We start from the raw sequence: 16589 nt of genomic DNA on the forward strand, positions 1-16589 counted from the left end.
CAGAAAAAAAGACGGTGAATCTGGTGCCGTAACCGTGTTCTTGATCTTGATTTTGGCTGGAATCTTTATGTTTGTTTCCATTTTCATTGATTATGCACGTATTGCTGCCTTCAAAGTACAGGCAGAACGAATGACACATGCAGCGATGAGATCTGTGATGTCAGCCTATGATACTTCCTTGCGGGAGTATGGTCTATTTGGATACGGTGACAGCAGTGGTGAGGCCATCATGGCCAAGGTGCTGAATGATAGTGTGAAGCCCTCGGCTGTGAAAGATGGCTTTCCAATTCTGGATATCCAATGGGATACGACTTCACTAAGCATGGAGCGTGAACTGGGCAGATACGATATTTTTAATCGCCAAATTCAGGAGGATATGAAATATCGTGCGCCGGTTGATTTTACCCTGGAAGTGGTCAACCGTTTTAAGCCGATGTCAGAAGAGATGAAAGAAGCTGCTCATACTGTGGATCTGCTCAAAAAATTGCAAAAACTGTATGACAAACGTGAGGAATTGCTAGACGAAGCAATAGCCAATCAGACGGAATCTGCCGATAAGCTGAAGGGTCTGCCCGCACTGATCATGAATCCGCCTTCCTCTGCCATTTACGATGAGATGTTAAGAGAGACGCCAGAGACAGCTGCCGAAGCAGCGGCGCGTTATGCGGATTATCTTAACAAAAAACAAATGGATGAGGGGCTGCCATTTAACCAGCAACAGTACATGCTAGAGCTAGCTCGTTATCGGACAGGTGTAGGGAATGTGGCGACAGGCATAAGCACGATCATACAACCAGCATTGCAGGCTCACCAGACAAAATTGGAGGAAGCCCAAGTCGAGATTGAAGAAGCTCGCAAGATCAATGAGGAAATGAAGCGGGTGATCGCTGAAGGGGAGAACCGTTCACAGAATGCCAGTTATGAAAACGTAGGCAACTCAACGCTGCCTGGGACGAGCCCTCCGTCTACCGGATCGGGAAGTGAAGCCAAGAGTACACGCTCCCTTGCTTCGGAACTTTTAAGAGCTGACACGCTGTTTGATCAGTTAAATGCACATGTACGCTCACAAAATTCGGATTTCACCAATGTCAGAAATGACAGTATGGAGCTTAATACACAGCTTCGCACTGTTACGGTAATGAGTGGTGTTTCCATTAAACCAGCGGTTAGACAGGCTAGTCAGGTCACGGAACGATACATGGACACTTATGTAAGAAGTGGTCCCTCCAATGTTATTCTCCAAAGCAAACAGCTGTTGGAGAGCGGTCGCGGATCTGATGCCCAGCGCAAAGCGAATGATAAGGAATCCAAAGGGAAGTTGAAGGAAGTTAAACGCATATTGTCACAAATCGAAAAGGGGAGCTCCGGCTCCATGGAAGCCTTCAAACAATTGGAGGAGTACTACAACGCCAACATCGCTTTTAACCAAGCGAGCCGTGAAGAAGCCAAGAAGGCAGAGATTGCTGGAGATCCGTATGACTCCGGTGGTGACGCAATGAACGGAATGGACAGTTTGTTCGGAGGAATGTCTAATTTGCTGGATAGTTTTGGCGATGAGTTGTTCCAGAATGAGTATGCACTGGCGTATTTCAACTCCATGGATTTTGGGCAATTGTTGGGCTGGACTGAAGGCAGTGGAGATGCTGGTGAAGTGTTCAAACTGCAAAATCAGGAATTGGAGTACATCGTATATGGTTTCCATAATCCTTCGGGGAACATTGCCGCTGCGTATGCTGAGATCTTTGGCATGCGTCTGGCGATTCGAACTGCAGAAGGACTAATTGAGAATAGCAAGCTTGGGAATCCACTACTTGTATTATCTGCTGCAATTTTATACGGAATTACAAACGCTATAGCAGATATGGTGAAACTGGCTAAAGAAGGTAGTGTGGAATTGTCCAAATATATCAAAGTCAAGCTTACATACAGGGACCATCTGCGTTTGTTCCTATTAATGCATAGCAACAATGAACGCAAAATGTCCAGAATGTTGGCTTTGATCCGATTGAATACCGGCGTGAATCCGGATGAGAAGCAGACATACGCTTCAGGAAACATGCGCAGCAGTATTAAATTGTGGTTTTTACCAGGAGTCACAAGAAGTATAGGTGCTCTCATGGGTAGTGCAGACCAGGTAGAGGATGGGCGATTTTTCATTGATCGAAAGGCCGATTATTCCTATTGAGTAATCTGGGTCGTTTCGGTGGAGGGATTATGGATAAGCAGCATCTGCAGGAAAAAATATTGGCACGATTACAGAGTCGACTTACACGAGTGCGTAGACTGGAAAGATTAAAGTCTCTGACTGAGCAGACACATTCAGTTTCCAAAGTGCGTTTTCCAAAAAAGACGGGTTCATCAGAAAAGGAAATGGGCAGCATCGTTTTGGAAGCCTCACTGGTTTTGCCTGTATTCCTGTTCTTTGTCATGTTCCTCATTTACATCGTACAGATGACGTTGGTATCGACAGCATTGCAGAGCACGGCAGGAGAGGCAGTAAAGCAGTTATCCACGAAAATATATCCGGTCTCTCTTGTATTCAGCCCCTCTGATTCCGCAGGTAGTGGAGGCTCGGAGGGTGGATGGAAAATACCGGAGCTTTCACTGACGGAATGGGCCAAAGAGTATGCCTCTTCACTGCCGGAGCCGCTAAGTGATTGGGTACGCGCAGCTGCTGCCAGAGGTGAACAACCGTTACAGGAGGTGAAGACATCCGTTCTTGAGACAGTACTTGATCCTACCGTTAAACCGCTGCTTGAGCCTTTTATTAATACTTCTGTACTGAATGTAGAGCGTGTGCATGTTAACGGTGTTTTCATACCTGATCTCAAAAATAAAACGAATCCTTACTTTCGGCTTGAATTGAGCTATGAATTGCCTGTTAAAGTCCCCTTTCTAGGGAAATCTTTACGTATTCAAGCGGCTGCGGCAGAACGGGTATGGATCGGAGATACCGGAGAAGGCTCCAATAGTAGTGGGGGAGACGCCGATTCTGCAGGAACAGTAACCGTGTTATCCAAGCCGGAGCCAGCATACATAGGCAACAATGCAACAATTAAGGTCAAAGTAGAGCCCGGAGCCACAGCGAACTTGACCATATTTTACAAGTCCGGTGAAAGTTCAGCCAAGCATATCGGGTGGGCGACTGCTGACGAAAATGGTGTGATTGAGTGGAACTGGTTTGTTGGTACACGTACAACGGAAGGCACATGGACATTTGTTGTAGAGACTGCGGATGGTGCCAAGACGGTGACCGAGTTTAATGTGGCTTCCAGAAAATAAGGAAGGAGATGGTGGAGGTGGAGTGGTTTTACCTGGCCTGTGGTCTGTATGTGATTGCAGCTTTTGTTACAGATGTTCGTTCGATGAAAATTCCAAATCGTTTAACTTTACCAGTGACTGTCGCTGGAGTGCTGGTCCATATTATCTGGGGAGGTTGGGAGGGGTTTCTGTTCTCCGCAGCCGGATTCGCGATGGGGTTTGGTGTCTTATTTCTAATGTATCTAATCGGGGCAGTGGGTGCAGGAGATGTGAAATTGTTTGGAGGAATTGGAGCTTGGACAGGACTGGCCTTTGGCGTTCACGTTATTATTTACTCCGTTTTGTACGCAGGGGCAATTGGATTAGTCATTCTATTGTTCCGAAGGGATTCTGCGAAGCGGATTCGCGGGATGGCAGGAAATCTTGCCGGTTTCTTCATGCTCGGTTCGCTCAAGCTGGTCAATCAGGAAAAGACATTGAAGTTTCCTTTTATGCTGGCCGTATTGCCAGGATTCATTAGCGCCTATATCTACATGATTTAACTAAGCAATGGAAAGAGAGGATTGGCATGTATGGATTAACGAGAGATTTCATTCGAAACGGCGGATCGTTTATGGTTTTGGAGAAAGCGGAAGGGCTGCGAATGGATGAACTGAGCCGTGTGCAGACGGGCATGTTGTCTTCAAATCAAATTCCCCGACTTCTTCCCGTTCATATTCGAGAGGTAGACCGAAATGTAACGTTACAATACGATATTTCAGGATATAAGATGTTACCTCAAATGTTGAAGTTGGGAAAAATCAAGCTGCGTGTGTTATATGGTCTATTGTTTCAGCTGGCAGACACGTTTACAGAGTGTAGACAATATATGTTGGATTCGCGTAAATTACAGATTCAGGAAGAGTACATATTTATCAATGGTTCACTTGAACTGGGAGAGCTTGGCTTAGTATATATTCCAATTGTCGATGCAGTTGAGGTAGATCCGACGCCTCAGCAATTCCGCGAACTGGTTATTAGGTTAATGGCCCATGTTCAGGAACTTCAGGGCGAAGGAATTCAGCGTGTCCTCCAGCTATGTGAGATTGAACAATGGGATATTAGACAACTGCGTGAACTTTTGCTTGAATTATATGCAGATGAGCAGAGTGGTTCAGGCCAGGCAACGTTTATGTCTTCACGTGGGTCATCCGGCTCAAGTGACAGTAAATTAGGAATGCCACTTTCTGCAGTTCCGGAGCAGGGAAATGATCTGTTTTCCAATAGAAGTGGGCAAGATCAGTATAGTCAGTTGGATCGAAATGGCGAAGCTGGGCAGCAGTTAAAATCAAATCATCAACCGAGGATATCTACTGCGGAGGATGACAAGCCACTTAACAAACCCTTTTCAGGATTTTCGGGCAGACGTTCACCGATAGAGTCCTCATTGCAAGCGAAAGGTGTTACGAATCCGTCACAGCGCCAAACGTTTGATTCAATACAGGACGATGATATGGAAAAGGACGAGAAGGACAAGAAGCAGGATTCTTCCAAAACGACCTATATCATTCTGGGCTGTATGATTGCCATCGCGCTGGTATGGAGATTCATCTATATGGAACAACCAGGGCAGACACAAAAGATTCTATCTGCAGCATTAAGTGCTGGCTTGCTTGGGATCGCGGGTTGGGCATGGGTGACCAAAGGGAAATTCGGAAATTCAAAATCCAATTTGCTACGCAAAAAGATGCCGAATGAAGAATATGCAGATGGCGAATTACAAGAGGGCTCTACCAATAAGAAATCTGCTTTTTTTGGATTGGGGAGAGGCAAAGATAAGCAGAAAGAAAGCCAAGAAGAGATGTTTCAGGAGAGCTGGCGTTGGAATGCATCTGAAATGTCACCAGAAGGTAACAGCTATGGACAAGGTTACATGAGTCAACAGAGCTCTGGTGATATACAAAATGCTCAATCAGAACGGGGGCAATCTTTTGAATCCAGGTCATCTGTAGCAGGAAATTCTCGCTTTCAAAATCTACATATACCATCTGAAGCTTCTGATGAACCTTTTGTTCAGCATACTGTCGAATCCGTGGCTGCAACATCGGAGCTCATTCGTCATCATGCGGCGGCTGATGCTACAGTAAATTTGCAGAGTGTTGCTGGCGGAAGCATTACAGGAGCAGGTCTAGTAGTACCTTCCTTTTATCTTGAACGCAGATCAGCAACAGGGGACAAAAATGAACGGATGGATGTCCGTGGAGCATCGTTTGTTATTGGCCGATCGGCGGAAATGGTCCAGTGGGTAGATTCAGCAACCGGTGTGTCCCGTGCTCATGTGGAATTGAGCCGGAACAAATCGGGCTATGTCATTAAGGATTTGGGTTCTGTGAATGGAACCATTCTCAAGGGCGATGTTCTTGCTCCGTACAAAGAATATCCACTGGAAGATGGGGATACCTTTACGTTAGCTGAGTCTGTTTACACGTATCGATCAGTCGGATAGACCCCGGTGTTTTAGATCTTCCAGTGCATCGGTTAATGTAGGAAAGGTGAACTGGAATCCGTGATCCAACGCTTTTTGCGGGATAACCCGCTGTCCTTGAAGCAGCACGACAGAGAGTTCTCCGACCAGTGTTTTGATCAGAATTCCGGGTACGGGGAACCAGTGCGGACGATGATACACTTTGCCTACCGTGCGTCCGAATTCATCGTTGGTTACCGGGTTGGGCGAAGAGGCGTTCACCGGACCGGAGATTTCTTTATTTTGGATCGTGAAATCAATCAAACGCACAATATCCATAATATGAATCCAACTGGTCCACTGTTTGCCACTTCCCACCCTGCCCCCAACACCAAGCATATAAGGCAGTTTCATTAATGGAAAAGCACCTTTTTTATGACCAAGCACGAGGCTAACGCGGATTTTCACAAGTCTCACATGTTTGATGGCATCAGCAGCAACTTCCCATTGTTGAGAAACGCGGGATGGGAAATTCACCGATTTTTGAGGACTGTTCTCATCAAATGTTTCTGTAGGAGAGGTGCCATAGATTGCCATGGCAGATGCCTGTACGACCACCTCCGGTTTGTGTTCCAACGAATCTACCAATTTGGCTACGCGCGCTACTGTAGTCACTCTGGATTCAACGATCTCTAGTTTCGCTTTGGTTGTCCAACGTTGATTCAACGTTTCTCCGGCCAGATTCACCAAGGCATCCATTCCCTCTAGCAAATGAGGCTGTTCCTCTACCTGTTCCCATGAGACATAAGTAAGGTTTTGGCTGGGATTATGTAAATTCGGCAGTTTGCGTGTAATAACTTTCACATGATGGCCTGCCTGAAGCCAGTAATCAACGAGCGCTCCTCCGACAAAACCGGTACCTCCGCAAATCGCAATCTTCATCTTGGCGACCTCCTTGTTATTTTGACTATGCTGACATGTAATATTGGATCGACAAACAGCCCCGGGCGGTAAGCACTGCCTTGCTGGGAATGACTTACCTGACGGAGCATGTTTGCAAATATGTAAGCCTAATACATGTTTTCCGTTTTCTATTTATTCATCAAATGTTTATAAGGCGAATAGTCAATTTGGTTCTTCTCCAAAAATTTCACCAGAAACTTATTATCCCGCTTCGGTGTGGCTATAATGTATCCTTTAATGCAATGATCTCTGGATACTTCAGGTGCATTATTTTCGTACGCAATTTTGCCGATTTCTGCTGCAATGGAATGTTTGGCGATATCTCGAAATGGGCCAGGAACAGGCTCCACAAGCTGGTCTAGAAAAGCTTTTGCTTCATCTGTCCATAAATGACGGCTGGTTTCAACCCAGTGGTTCTGCCAATCGAGTTTCGACTTCCCGTCTGCCTTCGGAAGCACTTTCAAAAACTTGCGCATCATAAAAAATCCGCCAACACACATACTTCCAAGCAAAAGAACGGTCCAGAATGCGATCGTGTTCATAAACCAATTGCTGGGGGAACTACTAGTCAACGTCCAAGCGTAGGAGCCGAAAATCATTGCGGAGTCACCTCGGTTTATTGATTTTCACGGAAAGACGGATTCCGCCCACCCATGTTCCAAATTACAGCTGTAAAAAATAGCCTATATCCCGAATTATAGCGCATTTCTAGATTTATTTCGATAATCGCGTTAGAATAAGGGATAATTCAGAAAAAGGGGGATTAATGATGCTTAAAATCGGCTCCCATGTGTCCTTTTCGGACAAGGGATTATTGAGTGCAACGAAGGAAGCGTCCTCGTACGGTTCCAGTTCGTTTATGATATATACAGGTGCACCGCAAAATACCCGCCGCAAGCCTATTGAGTCCATGTTTATTGAGGAAGGCAAGCTTGCGATGCAAGAGGGCGGAATGGAAGATATCGTTGTCCATGCGCCATACATTATTAACCTCGGATCCTACAAAGAAAACACGTATGAGCTAGCCGTAAGTTTCCTTCAGGAAGAGATTCGTCGCACACATGCGATTGGTGTCAAAAATATCGTGCTGCATCCCGGCGCATTTACGGATAAGGATGCTCACTACGGCATCGGACGTATTGCTGAAGGCTTGAATGAAGTGCTGGACGGAGTGAAGGAGACGGATGTGAATATCGCTCTGGAAACGATGGCTGGTAAAGGAACTGAAATGGGCCGCAGTTTTGAAGAAATTGCTCAGATCATGGAGAAGGTCACACACAATGAACGCCTTACTGTGTGTATGGATACATGTCACATTCACGATGCGGGTTATGATATCGTGAACGACTTGGACGGTGTTCTTGAACAATTTGATCGTACGGTAGGGCTTGACCGCATTGCCGTAATGCATATTAATGATAGTAAGAACCCTGTGGGTGCGCACAAGGACCGTCATACACCGATTGGATCCGGCTGGATTGGTTTTGAGGCGATTAACCGTATCGTGCATCACGAGGCTCTTCAAGGGCGTCCGTTTATTTTGGAAACGCCTTGGATTGGTAAAGAAGCCAAAACTCAGCGTCCTATGTATGAAGTAGAGATTGCATTGCTTCGCGGGGATGTTGCTGGTCGATTTGGTCCCGAGTTCCTGACAGAAGTGGAACAATTGCATCATTTCTTCAAAGGAAAAGAGATTGAGTCCCGTTCATATGTTCTGGATATCTGGACATTGCTCAAAAATGATGCCAAAGCAAAGAAAGCCGACCCACGCGAGCCGTTGGAACGTCTGTATGACCTCGTGGCTGAAGCCGCATTGTTCCCGCATTTGAATGAAGAACAACTAAATCATCGTTTGATCGCCTGGCTTGCAGGCAAAGAAATTTTTGTCACGGCCTAGTTGAAGGAGGAAGAATAACCCGATGGAGATTCACGCTAAACAAGTACGTCCTGATGTTAAAAACCGCGCCGATCGGGCGCGGATGCTCATTTCCTGTCCGGATGGACCGGGAATTGTTGCCGCAGTATCCCATTTCTTACACCAGCATGGTGCAAACATTGTACAGTCGGACCAGTACACAATGGACCCGGCTGGCGGAATGTTTTTTATGCGGATCGAGTTCGATCTTCCACAATTATCGGTGAACCTGCCTAAGCTGGAAGCTGATTTCGAAGAAGTAGCAAACCGTTTCAAAATGGATTGGAGTCTTTCTGCGGTTAGCCGCAAGAAGAAACTTGCCATCTTTGTATCCAAGGAGGATCACTGTCTGGTTGAGCTGTTGTGGCAATGGCAGGCTGGCGATCTGGATGCAGACATCGCGCTTGTTGTGAGCAATCATCTGGATATGAAGGACTATGTAGAATCATTTGGCATCCCTTATCATCATATTCCGGTTACAGCGGATACGAAGAAGGAAGCGGAACAACGTCAGTTGGACGTCATTGGTAATGATATCGACGTGATTATTCTTGCGCGCTACATGCAGATCATTTCCCCGATGTTCATTGAGCATTACCGCAATCGTATTATTAACATTCATCACTCGTTTCTGCCTGCCTTTGTCGGCGGTAAACCGTATGCCCAAGCGTACAACCGAGGTGTCAAAATTATCGGTGCGACAGCTCACTATGTTACGGAAGAGCTGGATGGCGGACCGATCATTGAGCAGGACGTTCAGCGTGTAAGCCACGGGGATGATGTAACCGAGTTGAAACGCATTGGACGTACCATTGAGCGTGTAGTTCTTGCTCGTGCCGTTAAATGGCATGTTGAAGACCGTGTACTGGTTCATGAAAATAAAACCGTTGTGTTTTAAGCTAATGCTTTAATACTGCGCAAGGTTGATTCGTAAAGATACAGTTCAGTTCTATTCCGAAAAAAAGAAAAGGCGGTCCCCTATTCATGTCTGAAAGGGGGATCGCCTTTTTGGTTGTGCTTCTGGCTGTGCTTCCATACATGACCGCACCAACCAACGACCACGCCAAATAACAGATGCCCTGTCAGCCAGTAAAGTATCGCTTTTATATCATATAGATCAGGCACACGACTCGACAGCTGGGAGAGTGGAATATACAGCAGGGAAGAGAGAGCGCCGATCAGGACGCCTTTGGATATCGGATGACCTGAACGCTGAATCCACCATATGTAGAAGTTGCCAATGATTATGGAAACGATAAGATGCAGCACAAATTCGATATATTCAGGTAATGTGGGCGGAAGCCATGGAACAAAATCAATGTTCAGCAGCAAGGTATAGACTTTTTCACCAGTGTAAGTCTGAATAGCCTTTAAAAAGAACCCGAGCACCAGTCCGGATGTAAGACCTGTTAAAACCCCGGCTTTCCAGGGTAATATGTGTTTTAGCGATTTTGGTGACTTAGCCAAATGTTCCGGCATATGTGAATCCTCCTTTCCATATGAAGTACAGCCTGATGTGCACAAAAGTCCGATTTTTCCAATCATGATCAAGGACCATTATATGCAAAATCAACTTCGATATCTAAAAAGAGTATGGTTTTCCGCTTAAAGGTTATACTTCATCCGATGGATTTGCGATGCTGGCTGAGCTAGAAGATATGCTGAAATGCTCAGTATGACACTCTTTTTGCGCAACTGGAAACAAATCCCTCGTCATAAACAGCCGAATTTTCCCGATCTTCTAAAAGAAGGTTATGGAAAACCTTCACGCCAAGTGATACAATACAAAAGTGAATAAGTCAAAATGAAACACTCAAGCGGATTCACTTATTGTGAAATTCGGTTTGCTTGTATGATGAGAGGGATTCGCTTGCGCAACCCGACTTATCTAAAGACATGAGGAGGACAAACCATGACTGACAAGAACGAAGCGATTCAAAAGGAAGAGAACAACACCATCGACAACCTGTCGATCACTACCGTACGTACACTGGCGATTGATGCAATCGAGAAGGCAAATTCCGGACACCCGGGAATGCCTATGGGCTCCGCTCCAATGGGGTACCAACTTTTTGCAAAAACGATGACACATAACCCGGACCACCCAACTTGGGTTAACCGGGACCGTTTTGTTCTGTCCGCAGGACATGGCTCCATGTTGCTGTACAGCTTACTTCACCTGAGCGGGTATGACCTGCCTATGGAACAATTGAAACAGTTCCGTCAATGGGGAAGCAAAACTCCGGGTCACCCGGAATTCGGACATACTGCAGGCGTTGACGCAACAACTGGACCACTGGGCCAAGGTATTGCAATGGCTGTAGGTATGGCTATGGCTGAAGCTCAACTGAGCGCAACATATAATAAAGACAAATTCAACGTAATCGACCACCACACTTACGCAATCTGTGGTGACGGTGACTTGATGGAAGGCGTATCCCATGAATCAGCTTCCCTGGCTGGACGTTTGCACCTGGGCAAATTGATCATGTTGTTCGACTCCAATGACATCACTTTGGATGGTAAATTGAACCTGTCTTCTTCTGAAAGCATCGCGAAGCGTTTTGAAGCTTATGGCTGGCAAGTGCTGCGCGTTGAAGATGGTAACGATCTGCCTGCAATCCAAAAAGCAATTGAGGAAGGTCAAGCAGATACGCTTCGTCCTACACTGATTGAAGTTAAAACTGTAATTGGTTACGGTAGCCCGAACAAACAAGGTAAAGGCGGCCACGGCGGTACTCACGGATCTCCACTGGGTGCAGACGAAGCTAAATTGACTAAAGAGTTTTACAAATGGGTTTACCAGGAAGATTTCCACGTTCCAACTGAAGTTCGCGAACACTTTGCACAAGTGAAAGATCGTGGTATCTCTGCTAACAAAGCATGGGACGAGAAATTTGCTGAGTACAAAAAAGCATTCCCTGAGCTGGCAGCTCAATTCGAAACGGCAATCAATGGCGATCTTCCAGAAGGTTGGGATCGCGATCTGCCTAAATATGCAGCAACAGACAAAGCTGTATCCACTCGTGTAGCATCCGGTAATGCACTGAACGGTTTGGCTCATAACGTGCCACAACTGACAGGTGGTTCTGCTGACCTTGAAAGCTCCACAATGACTCACTTGAACAACCTGGAGAACTTCTCACCTGAAGATTATTCCGGTCGCAACATCTACTTCGGTATCCGTGAATTCGGTATGGCTGGAGCAATGAACGGTATGGCACTGCACAGTGGTGTGAAAGTATTCGGAGGTACATTCTTCGTATTTACAGACTACCTGCGTCCAGCTGTTCGTCTGGCTGCCCTGATGGGTCTGCCTGTAACGTACGTCCTGACTCACGACAGTATCGCTGTTGGTGAAGACGGTCCTACTCACGAACCAATCGAGCAATTGGCATCCCTGCGTATCATTCCTAACCTGACAGTTATTCGTCCGGCTGACGGTAATGAAACTTCTGCAGCATGGGCTTACGCGCTTGAGAACAAGAGCAATCCGGTTGCACTCGTACTCACTCGTCAAAACCTGCCGATTCTGGAAGGTACCGTTGAAGGTTCACGTGAGAATGTGAAACGTGGTGCGTATGTTGTCTCTGATGCAAAAGACGGCAAAGCTGTTGCTCAAATCATCGCTACAGGCTCCGAAGTGCAACTGGCTGTCAAAGCTCAAGCAGCACTTGCTGAACAAGGCATCCAAGTTCGTGTAATCAGCATGCCGAGCTGGGATCTGTTCGAGAAACAGGACAAAGCATACAAAGAATCCGTCCTGCTTCCAGATGTTAAAGCGCGTCTGGCGATTGAAATGGCTCACCCAATGGGTTGGGAAAAATATGTCGGCGACCAAGGCGACATTCTCGGAATCAACACATTTGGTGCATCCGCGCCTGGCGACCGTGTTATCCAAGAGTATGGCTTCACTGTGGAAAACGTGGTTAGTCGCGTAAAAGCATTGCTGTAATAGCTTGAAAAATGCTGCAAGAGGGACAGTTAATTTCTGTCCTGCCGAGCAGTAAGTGATTTCCGGCAGAGAATGGGTGGGCAACCGCCCTGATCTGTTTTGCCTTTTGTTTTGATTAACTTCAGGGGGAGCGGGTACGCATGTCACAGTTTGATCAAGTCAGTGTAGTGAAAGAGGCCAACATTTATTATGAGGGCCAGGTAACTAGTAGAACGGTTATTTTGGGGGATGGCAGCAAGGTGACTCTGGGCATTATGCTTCCAGGCAGTTATGAGTTCGGTACAGATTCCCGTGAGATTATGGAAATTCTGTCCGGCGATCTGAGAGTATTACTTCCCGGAGAAGAAGATTGGCAAGAGATTCAAGGTCAAGCTACGTTCCACGTGCCTGCCGAATCCAAATTTAAACTGGAGATACGCAGCGTTACCGACTACTGCTGTTCGTACCCGGCGGAATAATACAAGAAGGGTAACCAGAACCGCGACTCGCGGATTCGGTTAACCCTTTTTGCTTCTTAAACTCTAACGACAAAGTTCGGGCTGCAAGCTTGTCAGCCCTGTGGATTTGAAGTATCCTTAGGCTAAGTTGTTTAGAATGGAAAACGGAAAAAAATACACTACCGATATCAGGAGGTTTTATAGATCATGGCAAAAAAAGTGAAGTTTGACTACAGCACTGCCCTGCAATTCGTCAATCAACATGAAGTGGACTATTTCGCTGAACCGATTCGTTTGGCTCACGAGCAGCTCCACAACGGAACGGGAACCGGATCGGATTATCTGGGCTGGATCGACCTGCCTACCGCTTATGACAAAGAAGAGTTCTCCCGTATTCAAAAAGCGGCTGCTAAAATCCAAAGCGATTCTGAAGTGCTGATCGTCATCGGTATTGGTGGATCATACCTTGGTGCACGTGCAGCGATTGAGATGCTTACGCACTCTTTCTACAACAACCTGCCTAAAGACAAACGCAAAACGCCTGAAATCTACTTTGCAGGAAACAACATCAGCTCCACGTATGTAACTCATTTGCTGGATATGGTTGAAGGCAAAGACTTCTCCGTTAACGTTATCTCCAAATCCGGTACAACAACGGAGCCAGCAATTGCTTTCCGTATCTTCCGTGCAGCACTGGAGAAAAAATACGGTAAAGAAGAAGCTCGCAAACGTATCTATGCTACGACAGATAAAGAGCGTGGCGCACTGAAAAAACTGGCGAATGAAGAAGGCTATGAATCCTTCATTATCCCGGATGATGTAGGTGGACGTTACTCCGTTCTGACGGCTGTAGGTTTGTTGCCAATCGCAGCAGCTGGCATCAGCATCGAAGAAATGATGCAAGGTGCGGCTGACGCTTCTAAAGAATACAGCAACCCGAACGTAGCTGAGAACGAAGCATATCAATATGCAGCTGTTCGTAACGCACTGTATCGCAAAGGTAAAGGAACAGAAATCCTCGTGAACTACGAGCCATCCTTGCACTTTGTATCCGAATGGTGGAAACAGCTCTACGGAGAGAGTGAAGGTAAAGACTATAAAGGGATTTATCCTGCATCCGTTGATTTCTCGACTGACTTGCACTCCATGGGTCAATTCATTCAAGAGGGTAGCCGGAACATCTTCGAAACTGTGATTCAGGTTGCTGAAGTATCGGAGCATATTTCGATCGAAGCGGATCCAGATGATCTGGATGGTCTGAATTTCCTTGAAGGTAAAACGATGGACTTTGTTAACAAAAAAGCGTTCCAAGGAACACTGCTTGCACACACAGATGGTCAAGTACCAAACTTGATTGTGAACATTCCAGATATGTCTCCATATTCTTTCGGATATCTGGTATACTTCTTTGAAAAAGCATGCGGCATTAGTGGTTACCTACTGGGAGTCAATCCATTTGACCAACCAGGCGTGGAAGCTTACAAGAAAAATATGTTCGCTTTGCTGGGCAAACCAGGCTTTGAAGAAGAGAAAGCAGCGCTTGAAGCGAGACTTTCTGAATAATTCATCGGTCTGCTCATATAGTTAAATAAGGTAATGTAATTACATTCGGGGAGTCATTGTGAAGCAATGATTTCCCGGATGTTAAACCAAGGCAGTTCGTCCGCGTGCGCGCGGGGAACTGCTTTCTTGTAAAATGGATCAAATTGGTGGAAAGTTGGATAGGGATGATTGAACGTTATCGCACGGCTCGAGGACCGGGCAATCTGGAAATTGTAATCAAAAAGTCGCGATTTATCGGTCACATTATGCCGGTCACGACAGAAGAAGAAGCCAACGCTTTTATTGATGAAATCAAGAAAAAACATTGGAATGCTACTCATAACTGCTCCGCATACATGATTGGTGAGCGGGATGAGATCCAGAAGCAATCCGATGATGGTGAACCAAGCGGAACCGCTGGAAAACCGATTCTTGAAGTCATCAAAAATCAGCAATTGAAAAATGTGGCTATCGTTGTTACACGTTACTTTGGGGGAATTATGCTTGGAGCAGGTGGGTTAATTCGCGCTTATACGGATGGAGCAGTTGCAGCCATAGAAGCCGGGGAAGCGATTACCAAAGTACTCCATCGTGAAGTGTTTGTTGAACTGGATTATACATGGCTGGGCAAAGTGGAAAATGAATTAAGGAGCCGGGAAGTCCGTACAGGTGAAACTGGGTTCACCGATAAGGTTACGTTGACTTGTCTTCCGCCGGATAGTGAAACCGAGGCATTTGTGGCCTGGATCACAGATTTGACGCAAGGGCAATCCCGGATCACGGAGGGACAGCGGCTTTATTTTATTGAAGGGGAATAAAATATATGGCTAGAAGAGCAGTCGAACAGGAGTTGTCGAGGGAGCGGATACTGGAGGCGGCGAGGCATCTTTTTATTACCAAAGGATACCGTGCCATTTCGATGCGAAGCATCGGTCAGCATCTAGGCTATAGTCATGGGTCGCTGTATTATCATTTTAAGGAAAAGGCAGAGCTGTTTTATGCCATCGTGGTTGAAGATTTCAATCATCTGGGGCATTTGCTGCTGCAAGCCATGGTCAGGCCAGTCATGGGCGGCGTGAGCAAGGTGGAACATATCATGATGGAGTTTATTCGTTTTGGTTTGGAGAATCCGTATCAGTACGAGATTATGTTCATGATTCGGGATGAGGAATTGCTATCGTATTGTCGTACAGAGCAAGGAAGATGCTTTGAATTGTTCGCCTCCATTATTCGGCAATACATGAATGAAGAGGGCTGTACAGAAGAGGATATTCAATGTGTACCACGTACGCTGTTTTTGTCCATGCACGGATTCATATCGTATTATATTCAGGATCGTTTAACCTTTGCAGAGATTGAATCGGCTGCGTTATCTCATGTCAAAGTACTCTGCCGTAATCTCCAACACCAGCCTGGCGTCCAATAAGGCGCTTTTGTCGCACTCCACACTTCAGGGCGGTGAATTGTCATAACATTAATTCTTTATAACGTTGTCTCGCGAAAGTTTTTGCGCGAAGAGGATCATTACAGGCGGGTTACATCCCTAGAATAGGGTGGGCCGCCTGTTTGTTTTTTTATTTTAATCAATGGCAAATCATTAGAAATGGGGTTGAAATGGAGCTAACCTTCCATGATTTTAAGGAAATATTCCCGGTGACGAGGACCATCAAATTCGCAAAAATAGATGCCCTGCCATCTGCCAAGCAGTAATCTGCCCTCATGTATAATCACCGTTTGTGATGATCCGGTTGTGATCGATTTCAAGTGAGAAGCCGTATTTCCTTCAGCATGCCGATATTCGGGATGTTGCCAGGGGTATACCTCGTTTAGACGAAGCAGCACGTCATGTTTGACATCCGGGTCTGCATTTTCATTAATTGCAATGCCTGCTGTCGTATGTGGACAATAAATCAATACAGTCCCATTCTGCACACCGCTGTCACGGACAACCTGCTCCACCTCCCGCGTAATATCCTTCATCTCATCCCGTCGGGATGTCGATAAATTCTTCGTATATAACATATTACTCCACTCCTTTGCTCCAAATTGTTCCTCTAGATTGTACCTTAACCA

15 protein-coding genes are annotated in these 16589 nt (G+C 46.1%); 11 read left to right on the top strand and 4 right to left on the bottom strand.

Annotation, left to right across the window (positions count from 1 at the left end):
* Positions 1–52: 52 nt before the first annotated feature.
* From BLS14_RS17890 to BLS14_RS17905, 4 genes are read left to right on the top strand one after another with little or no spacing between them, the layout of a single operon-like run.
* Positions 53–2185: a hypothetical protein gene (locus tag BLS14_RS17890; RefSeq protein WP_176854592.1), complete on the top strand. Its 2133-nt coding sequence runs from the start codon at positions 53–55 to the stop codon at positions 2183–2185.
* 29 nt (positions 2186–2214) lie between these two features.
* Positions 2215–3282, top strand: a complete 1068-nt coding sequence (locus BLS14_RS17895) for a pilus assembly protein (RefSeq protein WP_090953198.1) — start codon at positions 2215–2217, stop codon at positions 3280–3282.
* Between the two features lie 8 nt (positions 3283–3290).
* Positions 3291–3803, top strand: a complete 513-nt coding sequence (locus tag BLS14_RS17900; RefSeq protein WP_072734279.1) for an A24 family peptidase — start codon at positions 3291–3293, stop codon at positions 3801–3803.
* Between the two features lie 26 nt (positions 3804–3829).
* Complete coding sequence (locus BLS14_RS17905; protein ID WP_090953200.1) at positions 3830–5746, top strand: DUF6382 domain-containing protein; 1917 nt, start codon at positions 3830–3832, stop codon at positions 5744–5746.
* Here the strand turns inward: BLS14_RS17905 and BLS14_RS17910 are convergent.
* Both BLS14_RS17910 and BLS14_RS17915 read right to left on the bottom strand, forming a co-directional pair.
* Entirely contained in the window at positions 5735–6646 is a 912-nt protein-coding gene (locus BLS14_RS17910; RefSeq protein WP_090953202.1) for a TIGR01777 family oxidoreductase, read from the bottom strand. The genes BLS14_RS17905 and BLS14_RS17910 overlap by 12 nt on opposite strands.
* A 149-nt stretch (positions 6647–6795) precedes the next feature.
* A complete protein-coding gene (locus BLS14_RS17915) occupies positions 6796–7266 on the bottom strand; it encodes a DUF2621 domain-containing protein (RefSeq protein WP_063564408.1) in 471 nt (156 codons plus the stop codon).
* Between the two features lie 170 nt (positions 7267–7436).
* On the opposite strand from BLS14_RS17915, the gene BLS14_RS17920 reads away from it, so the two are divergent.
* Positions 7437–8564, top strand: coding sequence for a deoxyribonuclease IV (locus BLS14_RS17920; RefSeq protein ID WP_063564407.1), 1128 nt, complete (start codon positions 7437–7439; stop codon positions 8562–8564).
* A 22-nt stretch (positions 8565–8586) separates the two neighbouring features.
* Entirely contained in the window at positions 8587–9480 is an 894-nt protein-coding gene (purU, locus tag BLS14_RS17925) for a formyltetrahydrofolate deformylase (RefSeq protein WP_072734276.1), read from the top strand.
* 80 nt (positions 9481–9560) lie between these two features.
* On the opposite strand, the gene BLS14_RS17930 is transcribed toward purU, so the two are convergent.
* Positions 9561–10061, bottom strand: coding sequence for a hypothetical protein (locus BLS14_RS17930; protein ID WP_090953204.1), 501 nt, complete (start codon positions 10059–10061; stop codon positions 9561–9563).
* A 433-nt stretch (positions 10062–10494) separates the two neighbouring features.
* Between BLS14_RS17930 and tkt the strand changes: the two genes are divergently transcribed.
* The 5 genes from tkt (at position 10495) to BLS14_RS17955 (ending at position 15942) form a co-directional block, all read left to right on the top strand.
* Entirely contained in the window at positions 10495–12537 is a 2043-nt protein-coding gene (gene tkt, locus BLS14_RS17935) for a transketolase (RefSeq protein WP_064639968.1), read from the top strand.
* A 140-nt stretch (positions 12538–12677) separates the two neighbouring features.
* Positions 12678–12995, top strand: a complete 318-nt coding sequence (locus BLS14_RS17940; RefSeq protein WP_053781719.1) for a pyrimidine/purine nucleoside phosphorylase — start codon at positions 12678–12680, stop codon at positions 12993–12995.
* Positions 12996–13181: 186 nt separating this feature from the next.
* Entirely contained in the window at positions 13182–14537 is a 1356-nt protein-coding gene (locus BLS14_RS17945; RefSeq protein WP_090953207.1) for a glucose-6-phosphate isomerase, read from the top strand.
* A gap of 164 nt (positions 14538–14701) precedes the next feature.
* Complete coding sequence (locus tag BLS14_RS17950; RefSeq protein ID WP_090953209.1) at positions 14702–15334, top strand: YigZ family protein; 633 nt, start codon at positions 14702–14704, stop codon at positions 15332–15334.
* 5 nt (positions 15335–15339) lie between these two features.
* Positions 15340–15942, top strand: coding sequence for a TetR/AcrR family transcriptional regulator (locus tag BLS14_RS17955; RefSeq protein WP_063564400.1), 603 nt, complete (start codon positions 15340–15342; stop codon positions 15940–15942).
* 194 nt (positions 15943–16136) lie between these two features.
* Here BLS14_RS17955 and BLS14_RS17960 read toward each other — a convergent pair whose 3' ends face one another.
* The gene (locus tag BLS14_RS17960) at positions 16137–16538 is read right to left on the bottom strand and encodes a secondary thiamine-phosphate synthase enzyme YjbQ (protein ID WP_090953211.1); all 402 of its coding nucleotides are present in this window, start codon (positions 16536–16538) and stop codon (positions 16137–16139) included.
* Positions 16539–16589: the final 51 nt, after the last annotated feature.

Origin of the sequence: Paenibacillus sp. OK060, assembly GCF_900101205.1 — a bacterium.
Classification (GTDB): domain Bacteria; phylum Bacillota; class Bacilli; order Paenibacillales; family Paenibacillaceae; genus Paenibacillus; species Paenibacillus marchantiae.

Coding starts and splice junctions, on each gene's coding strand:
- BLS14_RS17895 (WP_090953198.1), top strand. CDS start 2,215: ATGGATAAGCAGCATCTGCAGGAAAAAATATTGGCACGATTACAGAGT.
- BLS14_RS17900 (WP_072734279.1), top strand. CDS start 3,291: ATGGTGGAGGTGGAGTGGTTTTACCTGGCCTGTGGTCTGTATGTGATT.
- BLS14_RS17905 (WP_090953200.1), top strand. CDS start 3,830: ATGTATGGATTAACGAGAGATTTCATTCGAAACGGCGGATCGTTTATG.
- BLS14_RS17910 (WP_090953202.1), bottom strand. CDS start 6,646: ATGAAGATTGCGATTTGCGGAGGTACCGGTTTTGTCGGAGGAGCGCTC.
- BLS14_RS17915 (WP_063564408.1), bottom strand. CDS start 7,266: ATGATTTTCGGCTCCTACGCTTGGACGTTGACTAGTAGTTCCCCCAGC.
- BLS14_RS17920 (WP_063564407.1), top strand. CDS start 7,437: ATGCTTAAAATCGGCTCCCATGTGTCCTTTTCGGACAAGGGATTATTG.
- purU (WP_072734276.1), top strand. CDS start 8,587: ATGGAGATTCACGCTAAACAAGTACGTCCTGATGTTAAAAACCGCGCC.
- BLS14_RS17930 (WP_090953204.1), bottom strand. CDS start 10,061: ATGCCGGAACATTTGGCTAAGTCACCAAAATCGCTAAAACACATATTA.
- tkt (WP_064639968.1), top strand. CDS start 10,495: ATGACTGACAAGAACGAAGCGATTCAAAAGGAAGAGAACAACACCATC.
- BLS14_RS17940 (WP_053781719.1), top strand. CDS start 12,678: ATGTCACAGTTTGATCAAGTCAGTGTAGTGAAAGAGGCCAACATTTAT.
- BLS14_RS17945 (WP_090953207.1), top strand. CDS start 13,182: ATGGCAAAAAAAGTGAAGTTTGACTACAGCACTGCCCTGCAATTCGTC.
- BLS14_RS17950 (WP_090953209.1), top strand. CDS start 14,702: ATGATTGAACGTTATCGCACGGCTCGAGGACCGGGCAATCTGGAAATT.
- BLS14_RS17955 (WP_063564400.1), top strand. CDS start 15,340: ATGGCTAGAAGAGCAGTCGAACAGGAGTTGTCGAGGGAGCGGATACTG.
- BLS14_RS17960 (WP_090953211.1), bottom strand. CDS start 16,538: ATGTTATATACGAAGAATTTATCGACATCCCGACGGGATGAGATGAAG.